We start from the raw sequence: 24,000 nt of genomic DNA on the forward strand, positions 1-24,000 counted from the left end.
TTTTATCGCGGCCGTCATAACATTCGGTCTCCGCAGTCTTTGAACGCTTCGCTGACATGCTCGATCCACGCCCTTACCGCCGGCAGCACGCCGCGTCGGTGAGGGTAGACCGCCTGCAGCCAACCACCAGGCAACGACCATTGCGGCAGCAGTTGCACCAGTTGCCCGGTCTGCAGCTCTTCCTCGCAATACATCATCGGCAGGATGGTACAGCCAAGGCCGGCGAGGGCGCAGGAGCGACGCACGAGGAAGTCGTCGATGCCCAGGCGCGCCTCCAGGACCAGGTCGCATTTCTCGTCCTGGGCGTCGAGCATGCGCAGATGCACCATGCGGTCGGCCTCCAGGGCACCCAGCACCGGCACCTTGTGCAGGTCTTCGGGGGTGTGGATCGGCCATTCCCGGGCGAACGCCGGGCTGGCGACCATCACGGTCTGTGCCTGGCGCAGGCGCCGGGTCACCAGCAAGGGATCTTCGTCGCCATGCTCGCGAACCCGCAGCGCCACGTCGATGCCTTCGGCGACCACATCCACTCGGCGGTTGAGCAACTGCATGTCCAGCTGGACCTGGGGATACTGCGCGAGAAAGGAGGCGACCACATTCGGCAACATATGCTGGGCCAGGCCCACCGGGCAGGACACCCGCAGGCGCCCGCGAGGTTCGCTGGACATGCTGGCCACGGCCTCGTCGGCCATTTCCGCCTCCAGCAGCATGGCCTGGCAGTGACGCAGATAACGTTCGCCGACCGTGGTCAGCTTCAATTGGCGGGTGGTGCGTTGCAGCAAGCGGGTGTGCAGCCGTTCTTCCAGCTCGGCGATACGCCGCGACAAACGGGATTTGGGCACTCCCAGTAAACGCCCGGCGGCGGCAAAACCACCGGCTTCCACCACCTTGGCGAAGTAATAAAGATCGTTGAGGTCTTGCATGGAACGTCTCGATTGTCCTGCTGATAGGACAAACTATCGCATTTATCCTGGCTAATCAGCTATTGGTTTCATCTGTAGGATTGTCCTCAATTGGTCGCCCGGTGGCGATCCTCACTTGGAGAATCCCAGATGAAACTGCTGCATATCGATTCGAGCATCCTTGGTGACAACTCGGCTTCCCGTCAGTTGAGCGAAAGCGTGGTCAAGGCCTGGAAAAACGCCGATGCCAGCGTTGAAGTGACCTACCGCGACCTGGCCGCCGATGCCATCAGCCACTTCAGCTCCGCCACCCTGGTGGCCGCCGGTACCCCGGCCGAAGTACGCAACGCCGCCCAGCAGCACGAAGCCGAGCTGAGCGCGTCGACCCTCGCCGAATTCCAGGCCGCCGACGCAGTGGTGATCGCCGCGCCTATGTACAATTTCACCATCCCGACCCAACTCAAGGCCTGGATCGACCGCATCGCCGTCGCCGGCCAGACCTTCCGCTACACCGAAGCCGGCCCCGAAGGCCTGTGCGGTGGCAAGAAAGTCGTGGTGGTCTCCACCTCCGGCGGCCTGCACGCCGGCCAGGCCACTGGCGTGGCTCACGAGGACTACCTGAAAGTGCTGTTCGGCTTCCTCGGCATCACCGACATCGAATTCGTCCGCGCCCACGGCCTGGCTTATGGCGAGGAAGTCCGCACCAAGGCCCTGAGCGACGCCCAGGCGCAAATCAGCGAGCAACTTTTCGCTGCCGCGTAAGGCTTGTGTAAAAATCGCTTACGCCCCAGGCAACGCCCTTTAAACTCTGTATTCTGATGCCCTCCAGGCAGTGGAATACGGAGTTTTTCGTGTTCGTGCTTTTTTCGTTCTGGCCCGGGTTATGCGGATTGCAGCGCATGCAACGGCGTGATCCGGTCGACAACCCAGGCATCAGGCCAGCTAAACCCAGGCCAGTGAAGCAATCAACCGGCGTTTTCATCAGGTAGGGAAGGTGCTGCATCCATGATGCGTCTTTGGGTTATGTCACTGATCTGCCTGCTCGGCGGCCCGATGATCGTGCACGCCGCGCCCGCGCCCCATCCGCACTGGAGCGCGGGTTTCCACGAGATGAGTTTTCTCGACCCGCTGGACCGGCAGCCGATGCGCGCCATTGCCTTCTATCCCTCCACCGGCATCGAGCACAGCAGCCAGGTCGAGGGTTATCAGATCGCCGCCTCTCGGGATTCGAAGGTCGCCATCGGCCGTTTTCCGCTGTTGATGCTGTCCCACGGCAACACCGGCACGCCACTGGCCCTGCACGACCTGGCCACCTCGCTGGCGCGCAAGGGCTTCGTGGTGGTGGCGGTGATTCATCCGGGCGACAACTACCAGGATCACAGCCGGCTGGGCACCCTGAGCAATCTCTATGGCCGGCCGATCCAGATTTCCGAAGCCATCACCGCGACCCTGGCCGACCCGATGCTGTCGCCGTTCGTCAATGCCGGGCAGGTCGGGGTCATCGGTTACTCGGCCGGGGGCGAAACCGCGCTGATCCTGTCCGGGGCGACCCCCGACCTGGACCGCTTGCGCCGCTACTGCCAGGAGCGCCCCGACGATCACGATGCCTGCAATACCCAGGGCGAACTGATCGTCGATCGTGACGACTTGCAGCCGGTCGCCGACCCGCGGGTCCAGGCCTTGTTGCTGATGGCGCCGTTGAGCCTCAAGTTCGGGCGGCAGACCCTGGCCGGCGTGCATGTGCCGGTGCTGCTTTACAGCGGCGATCTCGACAAGCTGGTGGCCCTGGACAAGAACGCCGCGGCCCTGGCCCGCAAGCTGCCGGTGGCACCGGACTTCAGGCTGTTGGCCGGGGCCGGGCACTTCGTGTTCATGGCGCCGTGCACCGAGGAGCAGTTGCTGAGCATGCCGGCGTTGTGCACCGATGCCGATGGCGTCGACCGCGTGGACATTCACCGCAATCTGATTGCCGAGGCCGGCCGCTTCTTTGCCCAGGCCCTGGGCAAGCCGAGCCGGGCCGGGATGCAGACCGCGGACCAGTGATTCAGGCGCTGGCCCGGCGCATGAGCAGCAGGGTCAGGCCCAGGGCACTGAGCGACAGCAGCGCCGCGCAGAAGAAAATCCACGAATAACCCAGGTTCAACGCCACCGCGCCCATCAGCGGCCCGGCAATCGCCAGCGCCAGGTCGAAAAACACCGCGTAGGCGCTCAGGCCGGCGCCGCGGCTGGTGCTGGGCACCTGCTTGATCGCTTCCACCCCCAGCGCCGGGTACACCAGCGACAGGCCGAAGCCGGCGAGCCCGGCGCCGATCATGGCGAACGCCGTCGAGGGCGCCAGCCACAGCAGGATCAGGCCCAGGGTCTCGATGCTCATGCAGGCGATGGCCGCGCGATAGCCGCCAAACCGGCCGATGCTGGAGATGAACAGCAGGCGCGAGAGGATGAAGCACACGCCGAATACCGTCAGGCAATAGGCCGCGCCGGTCCAGCCGCGGCTGAGGTAGAACAGGGCAATAAAGGTGGTCAGGGTGCCGTAGCCGATGGACGCCAGGCTCAGGCCCGCGCCGTACGGTGCGATACGGCCGAACACTGCGCGAAATGACAGGCGCTCGCCACGGATCACCGGCACCGACGGCTTGTTGCGGATCAGCAGCAGGGCCAGGGCCGCCAGCAACGACAGGGCCAGCCCCAGGCTTTCGAAACCATGGTCGGCGACCATCACCACCCCCAGCGGCGCGCCGATGGCAATCGCGCCATAGGAGGCGATGCCGTTCCAGGAAATCGAGCGCGCGGTGTGTTCGGCGCCGACCTGGCCCATGCACCAGCTGATGGTGCCCACGCCGATCAGGCCCTGGGCGACCCCCAGCAGCAGGCGTCCCAGCAGCAGGATACCCAGGCTGAGCAGCGGCAATGCCTGCAACAGGGTGGAGGCCAGGGTCAGCAGCCCGCTGAGGAAAATCCCCGCCAGGCCGTAGACGATCGCCCGTTTGGTGCCGAGGTTGTCCGACAGGCGCCCGGCCATGGGCCGGCTGAGGAGGGTGGCCAGGTACTGCGCGCCGATGGTCAGCCCGGCCACCACCGCGCTGAAGCCCAGCTCGCCGTGGACGTAACCGGGCAATACCGCGATTGGCAGGCCGATGCAGAGAAACGCGATAAAGGTATAGAGGACTATGGAGACGATCTGCAGGGTGATCGCCATGGAGCTGGGCACGGGTTTTTGTTGCGCAGACATGAGGGCTCGTTCGCGGGCGGGCGGTGGGAGAGCTGCATCATGGCGTGGGCTGGAAATAAAAGGAAGCAGGCTAACGATTTCTTCTGGCCGGCTATTTGTGGGAACAGGGAGGACGCCATCGCGGGCAAGCCTCGCTCCTACAGAAACGCGTATGCACGCTTGCCCGCGATGCTTTTATCGCCGGACAAAAAAAGCCCCGTCACCAGGACGGGGCTTTCAGACTGGCAACCAGCGGGCGTTCCTTAGAACACCACGCCCTGGCTGCGCAGGTAGTCGTCGTAGGTGCCGCTGAAGTCGGTCACGCCGTTCGGGCTCAGCTCGATGATGCGAGTGGCCAGGGACGATACGAACTCACGGTCGTGGCTGACGAAGATCAGCGTGCCCGGGTAGTTTTCCAGCGCCAGGTTCAGCGCCTCGATGGATTCCATGTCCAGGTGGTTGGTCGGTTCGTCCATCACCAGGACGTTGGGCTTTTGCAGGATCAGCTTGCCGAACAGCATGCGGCCCTGCTCGCCACCGGAGATGACCTTGACCGACTTGAGGATCTCGTCGTTGGAGAACAGCATGCGGCCCAGGGTGCCACGGATGATCTGCTCGCCCTGGGTCCATTGGCCCATCCAGTCGAACAGGCTGACATCGTCTTCGAAGTCATGGGCGTGGTCCTGGGCGTAGTAGCCCAGCTCCGCGCTTTCGGTCCACTTCACCGAACCGGCGTCCGGGGTCAGCTCGCCCATCAGGGTGCGCAGCAGGGTGGTCTTGCCGATACCGTTCGGGCCGATGATCGCCACGCGCTCGCCGGCTTCGACGGTGAAGCTGAAGTTCTTGAACAGGGTCTTGCCGTCGAAGCCCTTGGACATCTGCTCGATGGTCACGGCCTGGCGGTGCAGCTTCTTGGTCTGTTCGAAGCGGATGAACGGGCTGACGCGGCTCGATGGCTTGACCTCGGCCAGCTGGATCTTGTCGATCTGCTTGGCGCGGGAGGTGGCCTGCTTGGCTTTCGAGGCGTTGGCCGAGAAGCGGCTGACGAAGGTCTGCAGCTCGGCGATCTGCGCTTTCTTCTTGGCGTTGTCCGACAGCAGTTGCTCGCGGGACTGGGTCGCCGCGGTCATGTACTCGTCGTAGTTGCCCGGGAACAGGCGCAGCTCACCGTAGTCCAGGTCGGCCATGTGGGTGCAGACGCTGTTGAGGAAGTGACGGTCGTGGGAAATGATGATCATGGTGCTGTTACGCGCCGTCAGAATCGTTTCCAGCCAGCGGATGGTGTTGATGTCCAGGTGGTTGGTCGGTTCGTCGAGCAGCAGCACTTCCGGATCGGAGAACAGCGCCTGGGCCAGCAAGACCCGCAGCTTCCAGCCTGGCGCCACTTCGGTCATCGGGCCGAAATGCTGTTCCAGGGGAATGCCCAGGCCCAGCAGCAGCTCGCCGGCGCGGGATTCGGCGGTGTAGCCGTCCATCTCGGCGAAGTCGGTTTCCAGCTCGGCCACGGCCATGCCGTCTTCTTCGCTCATTTCCGGCAGCGAGTAGATGCGGTCGCGCTCGGCCTTGACCTTCCACAGCTCTTCGTGACCCATGATCACGGTGTCGATCACGGTGAATTCTTCGTAGGCGAACTGGTCCTGGCGCAGTTTACCCAGGCGAACGTTCGGCTCCAGCATGACCTGGCCGCCGGACGGCTCGAGGTCGCCGCCGAGGATCTTCATGAAAGTCGATTTGCCGCAACCGTTGGCGCCGATCAGGCCATAGCGGTTGCCGCCGTTGAACTTGACCGAAACGTTCTCGAATAGCGGCTTGGCGCCGAACTGCATCGTGATGTTAGCTGTGGAGATCAATTACTTTACCTATCAAGGGGTTGCGAGCATCGTGTCGGCTCTTGGGCCATTCCCGGGGCATGTTGGAGCGTTTCCATTTCGCCCCGGTCAATCGCCCGAGTCGAGCCAGCGAGCATAAGTAGACAGCAACATCTGGACGCTATGGCCAAGTTGCTGGGCAATAAAGGTGGGAGTCATGTTGGAATTTGGCGCGCATTGTCGCATATGTGCGCCGGCAGTTGTATGACGGCGAGCCACGGATTTTTCATCCAGGCCGGTCAGCGTCAGGCGTTGTGAACATCGCCACTGCGGATTTTTCCCGGGCAACGCGACTTGGGTCGTGGCACCGCGGACGGACACATTTTCACAAAACGGAGTTAACCTTTGGTTACAAACTGTGGCTAAAATGCCGACCAGTTGCCACATGCCATCATTGGCATGGGCTCAGGGACGTGCCTTCAGGACCTCTTATCGCTTTCGGACGCTGCACATGACCCCTCGGCCCAGGTGGCCCACATGGGGGCGCAGTATGTTCTCTTCTGACCTGTGACGATTTCCGTGAAACTCATCATTGCCGCTGTTTACGTTTTATCCATCGCGTATGTGCACCTGCGGGGTCGCGTGCGCCATAAACTGGGCCGTCAGCTGAGCGATCACTCGACGTTCCTGGCCCCGATCAACTGCTTCCTTTATCTGTTCTCGAAGATCCCCAACCGCCCGTACCTCGATCCGGCCGACTTCCCCGACCTGAGCCCGCTGCAGGCCCACTGGGAAGAAATCCGCGCCGAGGGCCAGAGCCTGCTCAAGGCCGGGGAGATCAAGCGTTCGGAGCAGTACGACGACGTCGGCTTCAACTCGTTCTTCAAGACCGGCTGGAAGCGCTTCTACCTCAAGTGGTACGGCGACAGCCATCCTTCGGCGATGAAGCTGTGCCCGCGGACCACCGAACTGGTGCAAGGCATCGGCTCGATCAAGGCGGCGATGTTCGCCGAGTTGCCGCCGGGCTCGAAGCTGGTGCGCCACCGCGACCCCTATGCCGGCTCCTACCGTTACCACCTGGGCCTGGAAACGCCCAACAGCGCCGGTTGCTACATCAATGTCGACGGTGAGAAGTATCACTGGCGCGACGGCGAAGCGGTGATGTTCGACGAGACCTACATCCACTACGCGGAAAACACCACCGAGCAGAACCGCATCATCCTGTTCTGTGATGTGGAGCGACCGATGAAGTACCGCTGGGCCGCCGCCTTCAACCGCTGGTTCAGCCGTACCGTGATGGCCGCCGCCGGCGCGCCCAACGATGCCGGCGACCGCACCGGGGGCCTGAACCGCGCCTTCGCCAAGCTGTACAAGATCCGCCTGCGCGGTAAAGAGCTGAAAAAGCGCAACCGCAAGCTTTATTACCTGGAAAAGTGGGCGATCTTCGCTGCGCTGTTGCTGCTGTTCATCTTTATCTGATTCGCCGCACGGTGAATCGCTGATCGCGGGCCAGGCCCGTTCCTACAGAGTCCAGGTAGGAGCGGGGCTGGCCCGCGATCATTTCCTCAAGGCGTGTCCACTCCCAATTGCTGCCACATCTTCGCGGTGATCCGCTGCCGATGGGCGTAGCCGTGCCACGGATCCTCGGTCAAGGCCTCCAGGCGCTGGCTCAGGTTCGCCACATTCCACTGCTGGGCATGCCGGATGTCGCCCAGTTCATCCCGGGCGATAGGCACCGAGACCGGCAGCCCCGGGCGCGCCCGTACCGAATAGGCGGCCACGGTGCTGGCGCCGCGGGTGTTGCGCAGGTAATCGACGAAGATCCTGCCGACCCGGTTCTTCGGGCCCATGGTCGCGGTGATGCGTTCCGGCAACTGCCGCGCCATGAACTGCGCGATGGCCTTGGCGAAGTCCTTGACCGTTTCCCAGCCGGCCTTGCGCGCCAGCGGTACGATCAGGTGCATGCCTTTGCCGCCGCTGGTTTTCAGGAAGGCCTGCAAACCCAGCTCATCGAGCACCGAAAGGGTCAGTCGGGTAGCTTCCAGCATGCTTTTCCAGGGCAGGGCCGGGTCCGGGTCGAGGTCGAGCACGAACAGGTCCGGGGTTTCGATCCGGTCGTGGGTCGCGCCCCAGGTGTGCAGCTCGATGGTGCCCATCTGCACCGCGCCGACCAGCGCCGGCGTGCTGTCGATTTCCATCAGCCGCGCGTGGCCGGGGTCCAGCGCCGGGTCGAGGTGGCGGATATGGGGGATGGCCAGGTGCTCGGCATGTTTCTGGAAAAACTGCTCGCCTTCCACTCCCTCAGGCGCCCGTAGCAACGACACCGGCCGGTCGCGCAGGTGCGGCAGGATCTGCTGGTCGATGCTGGCGTAGAACTGCGCCAGTTGCAGCTTGGTGGTGCCGGACTGCTGGTCGATGAGCCGGTCTGGGTGGGTGATCCTGACCCCGGCGACGCTATGGGCGGCCGATTTGTCCGAACGGGCGCGGAGGCTCCGGCTCTGCGTCTCGACAGCCCTGGCGGTCTGCGGCCGTTCGCGGACGATTTCCCTGGCCGGCTTATCGCTGCGCAGGGCGATGAAGGCTGCCTGGCGCACCACCTGTTCGCGGGTCCATTCGGCGAACTCGACTTCGGCCACCAGTTGCGGTTCGATCCAGTGCACGCCGCGGGCCTGGGCCGCAGTCAGGGGCTTGGCCAGGGGCGATGAATCCCGTTCAAGTTCCTGCATCCGCTCATGCAGTTGCTTCAAGGTCTTCTGGTCGAAACCGCTGCCGACCCGGCCGACGTACACCAGCCCGCTCGCGTCGTTGACCCCCAGCAGCAGGGCGCCAAAGCCACTGCGCGAACCTTGCGGGCGGGTATAGCCGACCACCACGAACTCCTGGCGCAGCCGGCATTTGAGCTTGATCCAGTCGGCGCTGCGGCGCGACACATAGGGGCTGCCGGCGCGCTTGCCGATCACCCCCTCGAGGGACAGGGCACAGGCGCTTTCGAGGATGTCCTGGTGATGGGCGGCAAAGGCTTCGGAAAAGCGCAGGACCTTGCTCGACTTGCGCCCCAGCGCCTGCTTGAGCGCCTGACGGCGCTCTTCCACGGGCGTTTCGCGCAAGTCCTCGCCCTGCAGGAAGGGCGCATCGAACAGGTAATAGATGATGTCCACGCTGCGCCCGATATCGAAGGCGTTCTGCAATGCCTGGAAGTCCGGCAGGCCTTGGTCGTTGAGCATTACCATTTCGCCGTCCAGCCAGCTGTCCTTGAGCTTCAGGGCGGCCAGGGCCTTGGCTTGCCGGGGCAGGCGGCTGGTCCAGTCTTGACCGTTGCGGGTCAGCAGGCGCACCTCGTCGTCCTGGATCCGCGCCAGGATCCGGTAGCCGTCGAACTTGATCTCGTAGCGCCAGTCGCCGCCGGGCGCCTTGTCCACCAGGGTCGCCAGCTGCGGCGCCAGGCTGTGCGGCAGGACCACGGTGTTTTTCCTTGGCGGCGGCTTCGCGGTTTTTTTCGCGGCCTGGGGTTTGGCGCTCTTGTTGTCGCCCACCGTGGCACCGCTGAGCACGCTCCTGGGCAGGGCCTGGAGCACGTCGTATTCGTCGCTCGCTCGCGCCTGGGCATCCTGCTCCTTGATCAGCAGCCACTGTTCCTTGTCGCCGCTGCCGCGCATATGGGTGCGCACCAGGGTCCAGTCGCCACCGAGCTTCTCGCCGACCAGGGTGAACTTGAGCTTGCCGGCCCGGTAGCTGGCCTCTGGGTCGTCATGGGGTTGCCAGACGCCATGGTCCCAGACGATCACGTCGCCGGCGCCGTATTGCCCGGCGGGAATGCTGCCTTCGAAATCGCCATAACTCAGCGGGTGGTCCTCGACATGCACCGCCAGGCGTTTTTGCGTCGGGTCCAGGCTCGGGCCCTTGGGCACCGCCCAGCTTTTCAGGCTGCCGCCCAGCTCCAGGCGAAAGTCGTAGTGCAGGTTGCGCGCATCGTGCTTCTGGATCACGAAGCGCAGGGCCGCGGCGGATTTGCTGGAAGGTTTGTCCGCCGCCGGCTCCGAGGTGATCGCGAAGTCGCGCTTGCGCTGGTATTCACTCAAGGATCTGGCCATGACACGACTACCTCGTGTGGCGAGCCGCGCGGTTCAGGCGCGGGAGCTCTTCGTGGTTTTCCTGGCCTTGCCGGGTTTGTCCGGGCTGGCGGGCGCCTTGCTCCTGGATCTGCTTCCCAGGCTGCGCTTGAGCATTTCGGTGAGGTCGATGATATCGGCGCTTCTGCGTTGCGCTTCGCCGGCGCTGCTTTCGACGTCCTCGATCTTGCCGGCCCGGGCCTTTTTCTCCACCAGGGCCATGATTTTGCCGGTGAAACTGTCGCGGTATTGCTCCGGCTGCCAATCGCTGCTCATGTCCGCCACCAGGCGCTTGGCCATGTCCCGTTCGCCCTTGGTCAGGTTCGGCTGGGTCACCTCCGGCCCCAGGGCCAGTTCGTCGAGGCTGCGTACCTCGGCCGGCCAGCGCAGCAGCACCAGCACCAGCGCCGACTCCAGCGGCATCAGCGCCGCCAGATGCTGGCGGGTGTGCAGCACCACCAGGGCCAGGGCGACTTTCGAGGTGCTCTGCAGGGTTTCGCGCAGCAGCGCATAGACCTTGCCGCCACGCTTGTCCGGGGCCAGGAAGTAGGGGGTGTCGATGTTCTGCAGCGGGATCTGCTGGCTGTCGACGAAGGCGAAGATGTCGATGGTCTGGGTCGACAGCGGGTGGGCCGAGCGGATCTCCTCCTCGCTGAGCAGCACATAGCGGCCTTTTTCGTACGCCACGCCCTTGACGATGTGTTCCTTGCCGACTTCCTTGCCGGTGACCTTGTTGACCCGCTTGTAACCCACCGGGTCCATGGTGCGCTGGTCGAGCCAGTCGAAGTCCACGCCCTGGGATGAGGTCGCCGGGACCAGCGCCACCGGAATGTGAACCAGGCCGAAACTGATCGCGCCTTTCCAGATTGCCCGTGCCATGAGCCTGTCCTCGTATTGACTGTGGAATCGCTATGCCGCGACTGGTTTTCAGGTGACCCGCGGCGTGGCGCGAAAGTTTCCCCAAGGTGCCGGTCAGCAGGGGCAAGCCGATAACTCGTGTTACATGTCTGGCGGATTATTTAATTAACCAGGCCGAACCTGCGACGTAGCCTGGACTCGAATGCGATAACTCGTCGCCATCCAGGAGGGTCGCCATGAACAACCTGCTTCGCAGTCTTGCCGTGTTCGCATTGATGAGCGGGACCGGCAGCGCGGCGTTCGCCGCACCCCAGGCGCCGGCGGACAGCAGCCCGGCACCCGCCATGCTGTTGGCGCAGAACCTGCCTGGCAGCAGTAATAATAATCCCTACAACAGCCCGATACGCCGGGCCAACCCCAACAGCATGCAGGGCACCCAGCCCAGTGCGCCGGCTGTCCGTGGGGTTAATCCGGTGCCGGTGCAACGCCCTCCGACCCTGGAGAACGGCGGCATCGGCAACGGTTACCCGCGCACCATCACCCCGCCGCGGATCATCGATCCGACACCCGTGACCCCACCGCGTAACCAACAGCAGCGATAAACGCTGACCACCCGAGGCCGATGCCGGCCCCGGGTGGAAACCTTTTTATCGACAGAAGGAATCGTGCATGTTGCGTAAAACCCTCTTGGCGACAGTCTGCGCCAGCCTTGTCCTGAGCAGCGCACTACCCACGGCGGCCGCCACCCGCCAACCATTGCAGAGCGAGCAAGGCCCGCTGAGCGTGACCCCGGTGGTCGAGGGCCTGGACCACCCCTGGGCCCTGGCGTTCCTGCCGGATCGCCAGGGCATCCTGGTGACCGAACGCCCCGGCAACCTGCGGCTGGTCGGCGCCGACGGCAAGCTCTCGGCGCCCCTGGGCGGCGTCCCGCAGGTCTGGGCCAAGGGCCAGGGCGGCTTGCTGGATGTGGTGCTGTCGCCGGACTTCAAGCAGGACCGCCTGGTCTATCTGTCCTATGCCGAAGGCGGCGGTGAGGGCGGCACGGCGGGGACGGCGGTGGGGCGCGGGCGGCTGTCCGAGGACCTGACGACACTCAAGGATTTCCAGGTGATTTTCCGCCAGGCGCCCAAGCTCTCCACCGGCAACCATTTCGGCTCGCGCCTGGTATTCGACCGTGACGGCTACCTGTTCATTACCCTGGGGGAAAACAACGAGCGCCCGACCGCCCAGGACCTGGACAAGCTGCAGGGCAAGATCGTGCGCCTGTATCCGGACGGCCGGATCCCTGAGGACAACCCCTTTGTCGGCCAGCCGGGCGTGCGCCCGGAAATCTGGTCCTACGGCCACCGCAACCCCCAGGGCGCGGCGCTCAACCCCTGGAGCGGCACCCTGTGGGATAACGAGCACGGGCCCAGGGGCGGCGATGAAATCAACCTGGTCGAGCGGGGCAAGAACTACGGCTGGCCCCTGGCGACCCATGGCATCGATTATTCCGGCGTGCCGATTGCCGAAGCGCTGGGCAAGACCGCCCCGGGCACCGTGGGGCCGCGGCATGTCTGGGAGAAGTCCCCCGCGATCAGCGGCATGGCCTTCTACGACGGCGACCGCTTCAAGGCCTGGCAACACAACCTGTTTATCGGCGCCCTGGCTTCCCGGGAACTGATCCGCCTGCAATTCGATGGCGACAAGGTGGGCCACGAAGAGCGCCTGCTGGGCGAACTCAAGGCGCGCATCCGCGACGTGCGCCAGGGGCCGGACGGTTATCTGTATGTGCTGACCGACGAGGACAAGGGCACGTTGTACAAGGTTGGCCTGGAATGACCCCCATCTGTAGGAGCTTGCTCGCGAAAAATCCTCAACGATGACGCAGGTTGCTGGGGGATCGCCGCGTTGCGGCTATCGCGAGCAAGCTCGCTCTTACAAGATCCGGGGCATGGATTTTTCTGTGGGGTAGAGGATCACCGCCGCCTGCAGCTTGCCGCTGCCGAAACGGCACATCTTGGCGAACTCGCCGTGGCTCACCGGTAGGTGCTGGCAGTCCATCGGCTGGCGGTGCTGGCTGTGGTCGACATCGGGATCGTGCAGGTAGACGAACTCCTCGTCGCAGTCGGTGACCATCACCCAATGCGGGGCCTTGGAGCGGGTCAGGCGGTAGCTGCTGATCAGCACCAAGGGCTGGCCGCCGTCGGCCAGCAGCCTCGGCAGGTCCAGCGGGCCGCCCAGCACCTGCAAGACGTCGCTGCTATCCAACTCTGCGCAGAACGCCTCGTGCACCAGGCGCATGACGTCTTTCTTGTGCTCGTCGCGCACCCCGCCAAGAAACAGCGGCCCGCGGGTATTGACCTGCAACCTGACCCTGAAGCCCCGGCGCCATGCGGCCAACGCCAGCCCCTGGGGGCTGCAGCCGCCATGCCCGGAGGTCATGAACACGGTGGTCGCCTCGCGCCACAGCTGCAGCTCTTCGCGCCGTTCCAGGGCGCGTCCGGGTTGCAGCGCGCCCATGGCCATCAGCAGGCAGGCCGGGCCGCAGGTGAAGTCGGTGGTCTGCTGGTAGTAGGGCACGCTGATACTGCGGGTTTCGCGATGCTGCAGGATGCGCTTTTCCAGGCGCAGGGCATCGGCGTGATCCTCGTAGTAGTCGTGCAGCACGGCGAAGCGCCGGTAGCCGCTGCGCTCGTAGAGGGCGATGGCCGTCGGGTTATCGGTGCGCACCTCCAGCCGCAGGTAGGCGCAGTCATGCTCCCGCGCGCAGGCCTCGATCCGCTCCAGCAGGCGCTTGCCCAGGCCCAGCCCGCGGGCCTCGACCGCCGTGGCGATGGAGTACAGGCGGGCCAGGGACGTACCGCGATGGAACAGCACCAGGGCGTAACCCAGCAGTTGTTCCGCCTGATCGGCGACGATCAGGCGCGCATGGGCGCGGCTGATCATCCACTGGAAACTGCGCACCGTCAGGCGATCGGTGGTGAAACACTGCTGTTCCAGTTGCACTAATGCGGGCAAATCCTCAGGAGTGGCAATGCGAAAGACAAGATCCATATAACCGCCGTAAAAGTTGCGTAACGAAACGAGACTTCCAGAAAAGTTCGTGCTTAATAGAAAAGGTCTTGTTCTTAAGCGGATCAAACATTATGTCAGCGGTACAAGGTCATTGGCGTGGAGTATCCGAGCAAAGTCTGTCGGCGACAATAACGCCGGTTAATTATTTTTCAACGGTGAGTGACACTTCCAGTCAGTTGGTGATTATTGTCGAGCGCAAGGAAGATTGGGCCTCCTACTTCCCCAGCGAAGACATCCTCAGCGCCCAGGAGTACCTGGAACAGACCCGCGAAACCCAGCCCGGCAAGCGGGTCCAGGTGATCAACCTGTGCCGCAGCTACAAGTACCTGGGCCACGGTTACTACTGTTCGCTGCTGGCCGAGGCGCGGGGGCACAAGGTGATTCCCTCGGTGCGCACCATCAGCGAACTGACCCGCAAGTCGCTCTACGGGCTGGCCCTGGACGACCTGGATAAAACCCTGGAAAAGGCCCTGAGCAATCATCTTTATAGCGATACCGAAGGTTTTACCCTGACCCTCTACTTCGGCAAGACCCATATCGAACCGTTACAGGAGTTGGCCCGCCAGTTATTCGAAGTGTTTCCCTGTCCGATATTGCTGGTGGACTTCAAGCGAACTAACGGTTGGCATATCGAAGGCGTGAAGTCCGGGGCCCTGCATAAGTTGCGTGAAGACCAGGAAGATCAATTCGCTCATTCCCTGGACAGTTTCAGTCGCAAGATCTGGCGCGTGCCGCGCTCGAAAAGACTGGCCCGGTATGACCTGGCCATCCTGCATGATCCCCAGGAAGCCTTGCCGCCTTCCAACGCCCGGGCACTGGAGAACTTTGTCCGGGTCGGCAAGGGCCTGGGCATCGACGTCGAGCTGATCGAGAAGAAGGATTACCCGCGGATCGCCGAATACGACGCCTTGCTGATCCGCGAGACCACCAGCGTCGACAACCACACCTACCGCTTCGCCAAGAAGGCCGAAAGCGAGGGCCTGGTGGTGATGGACGACCCGACCTCGATCCTGCGCTGCACCAACAAGGTCTACCTGACCGATCTGCTGAAAAGCCATCAGTTGGGCATGCCCGCCACCGAGATTCTCTACAAGGAGCGACCGGAAGATTTCGAGCGGGTTGGCGAACGTTTGGGCTTCCCGCTGGTGCTGAAGATTCCCGACGGTTGTTTCTCCCGCGGGGTGATCAAGGTCGAGAGCCAGCAGGCGCTGCTGGAGGCCACCGCCGAGCTGTTCGAGCATTCGGTGTTGTTGCTGGCCCAGGAGTTTTTCTACACCGAGTACGACTGGCGCATCGGTGTGCTCAACCGCAAGCCGATCTTCGCCTGCCAGTACTTCATGTCCAAGGGCCATTGGCAGATCTACAACCACAAGGCCAAGGGCCAGGACATCAACGGCGAATGCCGCACCCTGGCGATCCACGAGGCGCCGCGGGCGGTGGTGGAACTGGCGGTGAAGACCGCCAACCTGATTGGCGACGGCCTGTACGGCGTCGACCTGAAACAGTCCGGCGACAAGGTGGTGGTGATCGAAGTCAACGACAACCCCAACCTGGACGCCGGCATCGAAGATGCCTACCTGCGCGACGACCTGTATTCCCTGGTGCTCGAGGAGTTCGTCCGTCGCTTGGAGCTCAAGCGCCGCGGACAGGCCTGGTGAACGGCCGATGATCAAGAGCTATCAGCTGAGCCAGGGCCGCCTGCTGGCGGTGGAGCGCCTGGACGCCGAGGTGATGCTGTTCAGCAACCCGGACCCCGCCGAACGCGATCTGCTGCGCAGCGGCTTCAAGCTCGACGAACACGCCCTGGCCTCGGCCCTGGACCCGGACGAGGTGTCGCGTATCGAGTTCCATCCGGACAACCTGTTCCTGATCTGGAAGCGCCCGGAGAACTACTCCGGCGGCGGCAGCCTGTCGTTCGAGGTGTCGTCCTGCGGCCTGCTGTTTTCCCCGCAACGCCTGCTGCTGATCGCCCACGACGACAGCCAGCTCAGCGGCCTGGGCGCGCGCCAGGCCTTGAATAGCCCCCTGGATGTGCTGCTGGACCTGCTGTCCAACAACATTCATCACTACCTGGGGCACCTCAAGGTGATCAAGATGGTCGCCCGGGAGTTGCAGCAGCAGTTCAACGACTCGATGGAAAACCGCCACCTGATCCAGATGTTCAACCTCAGCGAAAGCCTGATCTATTACATCAACGCCATTCACAGCAACGGCGCGGTGCTGACCCGCCTGCGCAACCACGCCGAGAAGGCGCATTTCAGCGCCGAGGCCATCGGCCTGATCGACGACCTGATCATCGAGAACAACCAGTGCTACAAGCAGGCGGAGATTTATTCGACGGTGTTTTCCGGGTTGATCGACGCGCGCGGCAACCTGATGAACAACAACATGAACAGCCTGCTGCGCAAACTGACCTTGATCAACGTGGTGTTCCTGCCGCTGAACCTGATCGCCAGCATCGGCGGCATGTCCGAATTCAGCATGATGACCGCCGGCACCCCCTGGTGGATTGCCTACCCGCTGTTCCTCGTGGCGATGCTACTGGGGGCCGGGGGAATGGTGCTGGGTCTCAGGCGCCTGGCCGGCGGCAGCGGCAAGTGCGCCTGAGGTTTCAGGCCGGTTGCAGGGTCAGTACTTCGTAGCCGTCGCGGGTCACCGCCACCGTGTGTTCCCACTGCGCCGACAAGCCGTTGTCGCGGGTGACCACGGTCCAGCCGTCTTTCAGGCCGCGCACCCGGGCGCTGCCCTGGTTGAGCATCGGCTCGATGGTGAACACCATGCCTTCGCGCAGCTCCAGGCCGGTGCCGGGGCGGCCGAAATGCAGGATCTGCGGCTCTTCGTGCATCTGCCGACCGATGCCGTGGCCGCAGTATTCGCGCACCACGCTGTAGCCCCGGGTTTGCGCGTGTTGCTGGATCGCGTGGCCGATATCGCCAAGGCGCGCGCCGGGACGGACCACCTTGATGCCGTGCCACATCGCCTCGAAGGTGGTGCTCACCAGGTGCTGAGCCTTGGGGCTGACGTTGCCGACCAGGTACATCTTGCTGGAGTCGGCGATAAAGCCGTTCTTTTCCAGGGTGATGTCGATGTTGATGATGTCGCCGTCCTTGAGAATGGCCTGCTCATGGGGCATGCCATGGCACACCACCTCGTTGATCGAGGTGTTGATCGAGTAGGGGTAGCCGTACTGGCCCTTGCTGGCCGGGCGGGCGCCCAGGTCGTGGCGGATGAAACGCTCCACGGCCGTGTCCAGCTCCAGGGTCGAAAGGCCGGGCGCGACCAGCTCGTCGAGAAAGGTGAATACCGCCGCCAGCAGGCGCCCGGACTCACGCATCAGGGCCAGTTGTTGCGGAGTCTTGATCAGGGCCTGGGTCATTCGCTGCGCCCCCGGATCAGGTCGCTCTTGTTCAGCAGCAGTTTGTTGATCAGGTCGTTGTAGGCCAGGTGTGGGTTGAGCTCGGCCAAGAGGCCGATCTTGATCCAGAACTCGGCCTGGGCGTTGATGGAGCGATCCATGGCGTCGCTGGCGACGCGGATCTGTTCATGCAGTTGATCTGAAATCTTGACGATGCCCACAGGGTTTCTGTCCTGGTAAATATACGAAGCATATACGTTTCATATATTCGCCGGCAAACGGCAATCTCTCGAACGGGCTCAAGCCTGCTGGCGGGCAGGGCGGGCGGACCTGCGTTGACGAAGGCCGCGAACCAGCAGATGCAACAGCGGCGATGGCCGCAAAGAATTGGCCATTGACTCGCCAGCAGCGCGCCGGTTAATTTCCTGGCCATGACTTTTTCCGCATTGCGTTCCCAGCCAAGCATTATTACCGCCATTCCTGATTGGCGGGTTTGCTGACGACTGCACCCAACCCGCCCTAGAGGCGGGTTTTTTCTTTCTGTCTCCGGGGCTTTCAACACAGCCAGGAGAGCCGTATGAACCATCCCGCCGAGCCCAACACGCAACTGGACCTGCTTGAGCACTACGTGAAGAAGATTCTCGCGGCGCCGGTCTACGACCTGGCGGTGCGTACGCCATTGCAGCCAGCGCCGGCCTTGTCGGCGGCGCTGGGCAACCAGGTGCTGCTCAAGCGCGAGGACCTGCAACCGACCTTTTCCTTCAAGATCCGCGGCGCCTACAACAAGCTGGTGCAGCTCAGTGACGAGCAAAAGCGCCGCGGGGTGATCACCGCTTCCGCCGGCAACCACGCCCAGGGCGTGGCACTGGCGGCGCGGGAGCTGGGGATCAAGGCGACCATCGTCATGCCTTCCACCACGCCGCAACTGAAAGTGCAGGGCGTCAGCAGTCGTGGCGCCGAGGCGGTGCTGCATGGCGAGAGCTTTCCCTTTGCCCTGGCCCATGCCCTGCAACGGGCCGAGCGCAGCGGCCAGACCTTCGTCTCGCCCTTCGACGACCCGGACGTGATTGCCGGGCAGGGCACGGTGGGCATGGAGATTCTGCGTCAGCACCCCGGGCGCCTGGACGCGATCTTCGTCCCGGTGGGCGGTGGCGGATTGATCGCCGGTATCGCCGCCTATGTGAAATACCTGCGGCCCGAGGTGCGCATCGTCGGCGTCGAGTCCGAGCACTCCAACTGTCTGCAGCAGGCGTTGCGGGCCAGGGAAAGGGTGGTGCTGCCCAGCGTCGGCACTTTCGCCGACGGGGTCGCTGTGGCGCAGGTCGGTGCCCATTGTTTCGAGCTGTGCCGGGTGCTGGTCGATGAGGTGCTTACAGTGAGCAACGACGAACTCTGCTGCGCGATGAAGGACATCTACGACGACACCCGCTCCATCACCGAGCCGTCGGGGGCGCTGGCGGTAGCCGGGATCAAGCAGTACGTGGCCCGCAGCGGCGTACAGGGCGAAACCCTGGTGGCCATCGATTCCGGGGCCAACATCAACTTCGATCGCCTGGGGCAGGTGGCCGAGCGCGCGGCCTTGGGAACGGGTGCGTGGGTGTGAGGTCAGCGGGTGTCATGTAGCCGCTGGCGAAGCCTGCGCACGAGTGCGAAGCGCTCGCCAGCCGAACCACTGCTGCACCGCGTTGCCTGGCCTGGCGGCTACTGCGTAGCCGATCGCAGCCTGCGGCAGCGGCTACATCACCTGCGATGCTGCCGCCGCGGTCTGGATTATTCCGCGCGGGCCTTCTCGACCTTGTCCGAGGCGGACCACAGGCGGTAGCGCACTTCGATGTCCTTGGGGGCGTAGATCACGATCGGCAGCTTGCTGTTGTAGCGCAGCACGAAGCCTTCGCCGACCACCGGCACGAACGCCTGCTTGCTGGTGCCCTCGGGGCAGGCCATCAGGGTGCTCATCGGGCCGCTGACCTTGTCCAGGCGGTAGTAGGGGTAACCCCAGCCATCAAGGTTTTTCTCTTCCAGGGTGCCGCCCAGGCGCTGACGGTTGCAGTCGACGGTCAGGGTCTTGCCGGCCAGCACCTCGACCTTGAAGTCTTCTTCCTTGGCTTGCTTGGGCAGATGGATCACCTGGCGCACAAAACCGTCTTCGGCCTTGGGGTAGGGCGCCACGTCTTCGAGCTTGGCCGCATGGCTCAGGGTGGAAATGCCGCTCAACAGCACGGCGATGGCGGTGGAAACAGGAAAAAAGCGCATAAGGCCTCCTTGCAGGTTGATCGACGGCTCTCCCAATGGCGGGAGCCGCTTGCTTGAAACGCCGGGCAGTTTGACCGGGTAACACCCGGTCATGCAAACCGTGGCCATTTCATTCCGGCAAATTGCCGGGCGACCAACGGTTAATCCGGCAATCTGCACGATGCCATCCACCGTTAACACTCTATAACCCAATGATTTATCACGGCATGACAACGAGCACGCGCACGGCACGCTTAATGCTCCAATCACTATCAGCGAGAAGTCGGCCGCACCCGTTCGCAGGAGGTCACCCCCTGATGGAGGTATCGGGACATCACGTGAAAAAAGCCCACTACTCAGAGCAAAATAGAATTTAGTAGAAGCGCAAATACGGCCTAGTCTAGGAATTGGCTTTCTCTTCCAGGGAGGTTTAGTCATGCCGTACGCCGTATTTCGGGGGTGGAATCCCGAGACGATATTCTTGCCATCATTGAATGGCCACTGCACCAACGGAGAGATCTGCCATGTTCTTATCTGCCTTGGAACTGCGCAATATCATTGAATGCAGCTTTCTGCCCAAACGCTGCGAGTGCACCCTGAGCCCCGACCTGCACATGACCGTGAAAGTCTATGGCGACCATGAAACCGACCGCGTGGACCTGGTGGTCACCGGCATCGATGCGGCGAGCCTCAACGGCTGCCGGGAAATCAACGACCTGATCGCCGAACTGCGCTACGACCTGGCCAATCATCCGGGAAGCCAGCCCATCACCCTGAAATCCAGGGCTCATTGATCGGCGGCTTTGCCAATGCCTGCGTTGCCTGCCTGGCCCGGACAGATCCCGGGCCAGGCGCAGGCTCGACCCTCACCGCGAATGGAATTCCTGCCTGAATCTCGCCGAACGGCCTGCAACCTCGCGCGCGGTAGAGCAGGGTCGTCTTCAGTTCTGATAACTGCAGGCGTCCGACAGCTTGCGGTAGCTGATGGCTTTCAGCTTGCCCGCCTTGTCGATAAAGGTCATGTCCGCGGTGATCACCTTGCACTCCGGCGTCGCGGGCTCGGTCATCGACACCACCTTGGCCACATTCAGCGGCATGCCATAGTGATAAGGCACCGACTGCACCTGGGCCGTGTCCGCCTGAGCCACACCCACGACCCCGACCAAAGCCAGGGCCCCGACCCGCAAAATACGCATGTTCATGAGAATTTCTCCGATAAGCCCGACACAAACCGCCATCGAGCGCGCCGCGGAGGGCGGCAGAGGATTCTGCGCTGCGCGGTCCCGTACAGTTTTGGACTGGGGGATTAATCGAAGATTAAGTAGGGGGCTAATGATTTGTGCGGAAGGGAAACTGCCCGGCGAGATGTTCTGTGGGCAGAAACGCGTATTCGGTGTTCGGCGGTAGGGGCTTGAAGGCAGGGGACAGAAGCCCTGCCTTGCTGGTCGTCAACGCCTTGCCCGATTCCGGGCAGGCATTGAATACACTTATATCTTCTCTTTCTCCTTTTCCTTCTCTTCTTCCTCTGGCCGATCGATCCCGCGGATATCGAAGTAGCATTGCCCGCTCACGGACTTGGCTGAGCGCTGAGCGAGGGACTGTACCAACTGGTCATGAATGAAGTGGCCGAACAACAGGCTCACTTCCTCTGGCAAGGGCGACAGTTGTTCCTTGAACCATTCCTCTTCCAACAGCACCTGCCACACCTGCATCTGCTGCGGTGTGCCGGCGGCCCTGTAGCCGTCCCGTGCCCGGCCGCTGCGCATGCTGCGGGCTTCGCTGTCCACATCTTCCAGCCAGCCGAGTTGTGCCCTGAGCGTTTCGCGCTCGGTTTGCAGCTCCTGGGTACGCTTGAGGCGAGCCTGCCTCTTTTCCTGGGTTTCCACCGGGCGGCCGAACATCCCGGCGCTATTCCCCGCGGCATACTGGCTGGCGTTCAGGCGATCTTCCTCTTCGCCGATCTCGCGCAGGCGCTGCAGATAAGGGCGCGAGATCGATGCCAGCCAGCGGATATACAGGCGCATATGGCCGAGGAAGGGCGCTTTGTCACCCAGGTTGAGGTTTTTCAGCTGGGCGATGCTGGCCTTGGCGGCCGACTGATACTTCTTGACCAGCCCAAGGGCCGTCTTGCCGTTGATATGGTCGTTGAAGGTGAATAGCTCAGCGGTGTCGGCGTCCTTTTCGTACAAATCTTCAAGATGAAGGAAAGGTACTCCCGCTTGGAACGCCGCACGGTACATGCGGTGCAAACTGACCAGGGCCAACTCGGCACTGGGTTTCTGTTCGCCGGGCAGCAGGCTGCCACCCACGTCCTCGCTGACCCCGGGCATCAGTTCTTCACGCCACTTGGCGTTGCCTTTGCCGAGCAGGCAGGCGCGCCGGTAAAAGCGCCGCTCGTGGCCCGCCACCAGATGCAGCGCCTGCCGCACCTGCTTGGGCAGGCTGTTGAAGTCCCCCAGTACCGTGCTGGTGGGCACGGGCATGTAACCGTCGATCAGCGGTATTTCGCTATGGCTGCGGTCCACCGCGTCGAACAGACCGGCGAACAATATGACCAGGCGGGCCCCTTGATATTCGACCTCCTCGCCATTGATCAGGCTGCGCTCCAGCAGACGATAGAGAAAACCCCGGGCCAGGGTGGCGCCATAGTCGAAGCCATATACGGACAGTTCGATGCGCTTCAACGGGGGGCCGCCCAATGCCTTGATCTTGCCGACTTCGACGTTCAGATAATCGATGGCGCCATCAATGCGAACGTTGGCCCCGGTCTTGGCCACTTGAGCCATGACCGGGTTATCGCGCAGGGGCGGCACGACTTCAGCCACGGCGTCAATCACCGCGCCCTTCAACACTTTGAAGGCTTTGTAGGGGGCATTGACCAGGGCGCCCAGGTCACGCTTCAAGCGCTCCCACCAGTCACGGCGCTCCAGCACATCCTTCAGGATCTTTTTCCCTTCATCCTTCGCCACATCCTTGGGGACATCCGCCGCTTTACTGCTAACGATATCCAGGCCGGTACTGGCAGTGTTGGTCAGGTCTGCGATGTACTCCTCGCCCATGCCCGAGATGTAAGCCTTGCGATAGGCAAAGGCAGGGTCAGGCTCCTTGTTCGGCATATCGATAGGATGGGCCAGGAACATTTTGCCCACGTTACTGACCCGGCCTGATTGCAGATCTTTAAACAGATGACGCCCAAAACCGTCGAAAAAAAAACCAATCCGCAAGGTTCGTTCACAGGTGGTGACATGAGAGTTATTGAACGGGCCGGCACAGCGGGCGCTGGCAGCCGCCGCCAGATCAGAGTTTTTGGTGCTCATTGGGATGTGGTTTCCTGATCCTTGGTGTTAGGCACCGGGGGGGCCTCTTTGAGGTTTTCATAAGGTGTGTCGAGATTGGCACTCCAGGCTAGGCGGACTTGGTCCCCGGGAAAGAAGTGCACATGCAGATACCGGTCACTGCGTTGGCGAGGGGGGTTAGGAAGCTCGACTGATAGAGTTTCCTTCTTTATCCCCTGGCGTACTTGTTCACCTGTACGACCTTTTATCCAGTCCACTTTCAGCGTTTTGCCCTCGATGCGCCAACAGCAGGTCATACCTCCGTTCCCCCCCCAGTTGTCATTGACGAAGTAGCTGAAGATAGGGCGATCTGTATGGTTATGGCCATAAAGGGCTGCACCCGGCATACGGCTATGCTGCCAAATGAAATAGGCAGCAATCAGTGCCCCCCAAGTCAATAGATTGATTAGGGTTTTCTGCAAACCGGACAAAGACTTCCAGCGATTTCTGAGTGATTGAATCGATGTCACAACAAACTCCTTGTTGGTACGAACCTGTTTCTGCGCACGGTCACGTTCTTTTGCCTGGGGGGCATTTCTGTTGCCCAGCTCGCGCTGTTTGCAAGTCTTTCAATAGTTGGTGCTGAAAAGCCTCGACTCACGATGGCGCTGAAAGCCGCAGAGCGACAGTCGGATCGAAATGAAGGGGGCTCATTCGGACCGGCGCTCCTGATCCCCGGCATAGAACTCGCGCAGCTCTTCCTTGAGGGGGCTGGTGTGTTTGTCACTCCAGGCCAGACGCACCTGATCCCCGGGCAGAAAATGCACATGCAGGGTATCGTCGGTTCGCTTTCGGGGTGGGTTAGGGACTTCGATTGAAAGGGTTTTCTCTTCGAGCCCCTGTTTAATTTGTTCTGGCGTCACGTCCAATATCCAGTCCACCTTCAGCGCCTTACCCTCGATACGCCAGCAACAGGTCACGCCTCCGTTGCCTCCCCAATGGTCATTGACGAAATAACTGAAAATCGGGCGATCCGTATGGTTATGCCCATAAAGCGCCGCGCCCGGCGTGCGGCTGTACTGCCAGATGAAATAACCGGCGACCAGCGCTGCGAAAACCAGCCAGTGGATCAGGGTTTTCTGGCGGCCGGGCAGGCGCTTCCAGCGCTGTGCGAATGACGGGAACAAGGTCAC

The 24,000-nt window shown here is 62.6% G+C and carries 21 protein-coding genes and 2 pseudogenes; 9 read left to right on the forward strand and 14 right to left on the reverse strand.

What is annotated here, in order from left to right:
* Window positions 1–14: 14 nt before the first annotated feature.
* On the reverse strand, window positions 15–923 hold the full coding sequence (locus tag IF690_RS14610; RefSeq protein ID WP_202696186.1) for a LysR substrate-binding domain-containing protein: 909 nt from the start codon (window positions 921–923) through the stop codon (window positions 15–17).
* Window positions 924–1,052: 129 nt separating this feature from the next.
* On the opposite strand from IF690_RS14610, the gene IF690_RS14615 reads away from it, so the two are divergent.
* Both IF690_RS14615 and IF690_RS14620 read left to right on the forward strand, forming a co-directional pair.
* Window positions 1,053–1,664 (forward strand): FMN-dependent NADH-azoreductase, encoded by a 612-nt coding sequence (locus tag IF690_RS14615; protein ID WP_202696187.1) that lies wholly within the window; start codon window positions 1,053–1,055, stop codon window positions 1,662–1,664.
* Window positions 1,665–1,907: 243 nt separating this feature from the next.
* Window positions 1,908–2,945, forward strand: a complete 1,038-nt coding sequence (locus IF690_RS14620; RefSeq protein ID WP_202696188.1) for an alpha/beta hydrolase family protein — start codon at window positions 1,908–1,910, stop codon at window positions 2,943–2,945.
* Between the two features lies 1 nt (window position 2,946).
* Here the strand turns inward: IF690_RS14620 and IF690_RS14625 are convergent, their stop codons facing one another.
* The 3 genes and pseudogenes from IF690_RS14625 to IF690_RS14635 form a co-directional block, all read right to left on the reverse strand.
* Entirely contained in the window at window positions 2,947–4,134 is a 1,188-nt protein-coding gene (locus IF690_RS14625) for an MFS transporter (protein WP_202696189.1), read from the reverse strand.
* Between the two features lie 242 nt (window positions 4,135–4,376).
* On the reverse strand, window positions 4,377–5,963 hold the full coding sequence (locus tag IF690_RS14630) for an ABC-F family ATPase (RefSeq protein ID WP_009043780.1): 1,587 nt from the start codon (window positions 5,961–5,963) through the stop codon (window positions 4,377–4,379).
* A gap of 5 nt (window positions 5,964–5,968) precedes the next feature.
* Window positions 5,969–6,204, reverse strand: a pseudogene (locus tag IF690_RS14635) (integrase); the annotation flags it as partial.
* Window positions 6,205–6,500: 296 nt separating this feature from the next.
* On the opposite strand from IF690_RS14635, the gene lpxO reads away from it, so the two are divergent.
* Window positions 6,501–7,400 (forward strand): lipid A hydroxylase LpxO, encoded by a 900-nt coding sequence (gene lpxO / locus IF690_RS14640; protein WP_202696190.1) that lies wholly within the window; start codon window positions 6,501–6,503, stop codon window positions 7,398–7,400.
* Between the two features lie 86 nt (window positions 7,401–7,486).
* Here lpxO and ligD read toward each other — a convergent pair whose 3' ends face one another.
* Window positions 7,487–10,012 carry a DNA ligase D gene (gene ligD / locus IF690_RS14645; RefSeq protein ID WP_202696191.1) on the reverse strand — a complete coding sequence of 842 codons (2,526 nt, stop codon included), beginning with the start codon at window positions 10,010–10,012 and terminating at the stop codon, window positions 7,487–7,489.
* A 33-nt stretch (window positions 10,013–10,045) separates the two neighbouring features.
* On the reverse strand, window positions 10,046–10,909 hold the full coding sequence (ku, locus tag IF690_RS14650) for a non-homologous end joining protein Ku (protein ID WP_202696192.1): 864 nt from the start codon (window positions 10,907–10,909) through the stop codon (window positions 10,046–10,048).
* Between the two features lie 215 nt (window positions 10,910–11,124).
* On the opposite strand from ku, the gene IF690_RS14655 reads away from it, so the two are divergent.
* The gene (locus tag IF690_RS14655) at window positions 11,125–11,490 is read left to right on the forward strand and encodes a hypothetical protein (protein WP_202696193.1); all 366 of its coding nucleotides are present in this window, start codon (window positions 11,125–11,127) and stop codon (window positions 11,488–11,490) included.
* Between the two features lie 67 nt (window positions 11,491–11,557).
* Window positions 11,558–12,709 carry a PQQ-dependent sugar dehydrogenase gene (locus IF690_RS14660; protein WP_202696194.1) on the forward strand — a complete coding sequence of 384 codons (1,152 nt, stop codon included), beginning with the start codon at window positions 11,558–11,560 and terminating at the stop codon, window positions 12,707–12,709.
* Window positions 12,710–12,805: 96 nt separating this feature from the next.
* Here IF690_RS14660 and IF690_RS14665 read toward each other — a convergent pair whose 3' ends face one another.
* Window positions 12,806–13,924: a GNAT family N-acetyltransferase/peptidase C39 family protein gene (locus IF690_RS14665; protein ID WP_202696195.1), complete on the reverse strand. Its 1,119-nt coding sequence runs from the start codon at window positions 13,922–13,924 to the stop codon at window positions 12,806–12,808.
* Window positions 13,925–14,016: 92 nt separating this feature from the next.
* Here IF690_RS14665 and IF690_RS14670 point away from each other — a divergent pair, with 92 nt between their 5' ends.
* Both IF690_RS14670 and IF690_RS14675 read left to right on the forward strand, forming a co-directional pair.
* Window positions 14,017–15,603, forward strand: coding sequence for a RimK family ATP-grasp domain-containing protein (locus tag IF690_RS14670; protein WP_252189470.1), 1,587 nt, complete (start codon window positions 14,017–14,019; stop codon window positions 15,601–15,603).
* Window positions 15,604–15,610: 7 nt separating this feature from the next.
* Complete coding sequence (locus IF690_RS14675) at window positions 15,611–16,552, forward strand: magnesium transporter CorA family protein (protein ID WP_202696197.1); 942 nt, start codon at window positions 15,611–15,613, stop codon at window positions 16,550–16,552.
* A gap of 4 nt (window positions 16,553–16,556) precedes the next feature.
* Here IF690_RS14675 and map read toward each other — a convergent pair whose 3' ends face one another.
* Together map and IF690_RS14685 are read right to left on the reverse strand one after the other, a co-directional pair.
* Window positions 16,557–17,321, reverse strand: coding sequence for a type I methionyl aminopeptidase (map, locus tag IF690_RS14680; RefSeq protein ID WP_202696198.1), 765 nt, complete (start codon window positions 17,319–17,321; stop codon window positions 16,557–16,559).
* Window positions 17,318–17,521, reverse strand: a complete 204-nt coding sequence (locus IF690_RS14685; RefSeq protein WP_009048910.1) for a ParD-like family protein — start codon at window positions 17,519–17,521, stop codon at window positions 17,318–17,320. Before IF690_RS14685 ends, map begins: the two co-directional genes overlap by 4 nt.
* A gap of 356 nt (window positions 17,522–17,877) precedes the next feature.
* Between IF690_RS14685 and ilvA the strand changes: the two are divergent.
* Window positions 17,878–18,885 (forward strand): annotated as a pseudogene (gene ilvA / locus IF690_RS14690) (threonine ammonia-lyase, biosynthetic); the annotation flags it as partial.
* Window positions 18,886–19,070: 185 nt separating this feature from the next.
* On the opposite strand, the gene eco reads toward ilvA, so the two are convergent.
* The gene (gene eco, locus IF690_RS14695) at window positions 19,071–19,553 is read right to left on the reverse strand and encodes a serine protease inhibitor ecotin (RefSeq protein WP_202696200.1); all 483 of its coding nucleotides are present in this window, start codon (window positions 19,551–19,553) and stop codon (window positions 19,071–19,073) included.
* Window positions 19,554–20,056: 503 nt separating this feature from the next.
* Here eco and IF690_RS14700 point away from each other — a divergent pair.
* The gene (locus tag IF690_RS14700) at window positions 20,057–20,326 is read left to right on the forward strand and encodes a DUF1652 domain-containing protein (protein ID WP_009048914.1); all 270 of its coding nucleotides are present in this window, start codon (window positions 20,057–20,059) and stop codon (window positions 20,324–20,326) included.
* 147 nt (window positions 20,327–20,473) lie between these two features.
* On the opposite strand, the gene IF690_RS14705 is transcribed toward IF690_RS14700, so the two are convergent.
* The 4 genes from IF690_RS14705 to IF690_RS14720 form a co-directional block, all read right to left on the reverse strand.
* Window positions 20,474–20,734 carry a DUF2790 domain-containing protein gene (locus tag IF690_RS14705; RefSeq protein ID WP_202696201.1) on the reverse strand — a complete coding sequence of 87 codons (261 nt, stop codon included), beginning with the start codon at window positions 20,732–20,734 and terminating at the stop codon, window positions 20,474–20,476.
* A gap of 285 nt (window positions 20,735–21,019) precedes the next feature.
* The gene (locus IF690_RS14710; RefSeq protein ID WP_252189471.1) at window positions 21,020–22,672 is read right to left on the reverse strand and encodes a T6SS phospholipase effector Tle1-like catalytic domain-containing protein; all 1,653 of its coding nucleotides are present in this window, start codon (window positions 22,670–22,672) and stop codon (window positions 21,020–21,022) included.
* A 173-nt stretch (window positions 22,673–22,845) separates the two neighbouring features.
* Window positions 22,846–23,337 carry a DUF3304 domain-containing protein gene (locus tag IF690_RS14715; RefSeq protein ID WP_202696202.1) on the reverse strand — a complete coding sequence of 164 codons (492 nt, stop codon included), beginning with the start codon at window positions 23,335–23,337 and terminating at the stop codon, window positions 22,846–22,848.
* Between the two features lie 180 nt (window positions 23,338–23,517).
* Window positions 23,518–24,000 carry a DUF3304 domain-containing protein gene (locus tag IF690_RS14720; RefSeq protein ID WP_252189472.1) on the reverse strand — a complete coding sequence of 161 codons (483 nt, stop codon included), beginning with the start codon at window positions 23,998–24,000 and terminating at the stop codon, window positions 23,518–23,520.

This window comes from Pseudomonas sp. SK3(2021), assembly GCF_016772375.1.
Taxonomy (GTDB): Bacteria; Pseudomonadota; Gammaproteobacteria; order Pseudomonadales; family Pseudomonadaceae; genus Aquipseudomonas; species Aquipseudomonas chlororaphis_I.

Coding starts and splice junctions, on each gene's coding strand:
- IF690_RS14610 (WP_202696186.1), bottom strand. CDS start 923: ATGCAAGACCTCAACGATCTTTATTACTTCGCCAAGGTGGTGGAAGCC.
- IF690_RS14615 (WP_202696187.1), top strand. CDS start 1,053: ATGAAACTGCTGCATATCGATTCGAGCATCCTTGGTGACAACTCGGCT.
- IF690_RS14620 (WP_202696188.1), top strand. CDS start 1,908: ATGATGCGTCTTTGGGTTATGTCACTGATCTGCCTGCTCGGCGGCCCG.
- IF690_RS14625 (WP_202696189.1), bottom strand. CDS start 4,134: ATGTCTGCGCAACAAAAACCCGTGCCCAGCTCCATGGCGATCACCCTG.
- ligD (WP_202696191.1), bottom strand. CDS start 10,012: ATGGCCAGATCCTTGAGTGAATACCAGCGCAAGCGCGACTTCGCGATC.
- ku (WP_202696192.1), bottom strand. CDS start 10,909: ATGGCACGGGCAATCTGGAAAGGCGCGATCAGTTTCGGCCTGGTTCAC.
- IF690_RS14655 (WP_202696193.1), top strand. CDS start 11,125: ATGAACAACCTGCTTCGCAGTCTTGCCGTGTTCGCATTGATGAGCGGG.
- IF690_RS14660 (WP_202696194.1), top strand. CDS start 11,558: ATGTTGCGTAAAACCCTCTTGGCGACAGTCTGCGCCAGCCTTGTCCTG.
- IF690_RS14665 (WP_202696195.1), bottom strand. CDS start 13,924: ATGGATCTTGTCTTTCGCATTGCCACTCCTGAGGATTTGCCCGCATTA.
- IF690_RS14670 (WP_252189470.1), top strand. CDS start 14,017: ATGTCAGCGGTACAAGGTCATTGGCGTGGAGTATCCGAGCAAAGTCTG.
- IF690_RS14675 (WP_202696197.1), top strand. CDS start 15,611: ATGATCAAGAGCTATCAGCTGAGCCAGGGCCGCCTGCTGGCGGTGGAG.
- map (WP_202696198.1), bottom strand. CDS start 17,321: ATGACCCAGGCCCTGATCAAGACTCCGCAACAACTGGCCCTGATGCGT.
- eco (WP_202696200.1), bottom strand. CDS start 19,553: ATGCGCTTTTTTCCTGTTTCCACCGCCATCGCCGTGCTGTTGAGCGGC.
- IF690_RS14700 (WP_009048914.1), top strand. CDS start 20,057: ATGTTCTTATCTGCCTTGGAACTGCGCAATATCATTGAATGCAGCTTT.
- IF690_RS14705 (WP_202696201.1), bottom strand. CDS start 20,734: ATGAACATGCGTATTTTGCGGGTCGGGGCCCTGGCTTTGGTCGGGGTC.
- IF690_RS14710 (WP_252189471.1), bottom strand. CDS start 22,672: ATGTTCCTGGCCCATCCTATCGATATGCCGAACAAGGAGCCTGACCCT.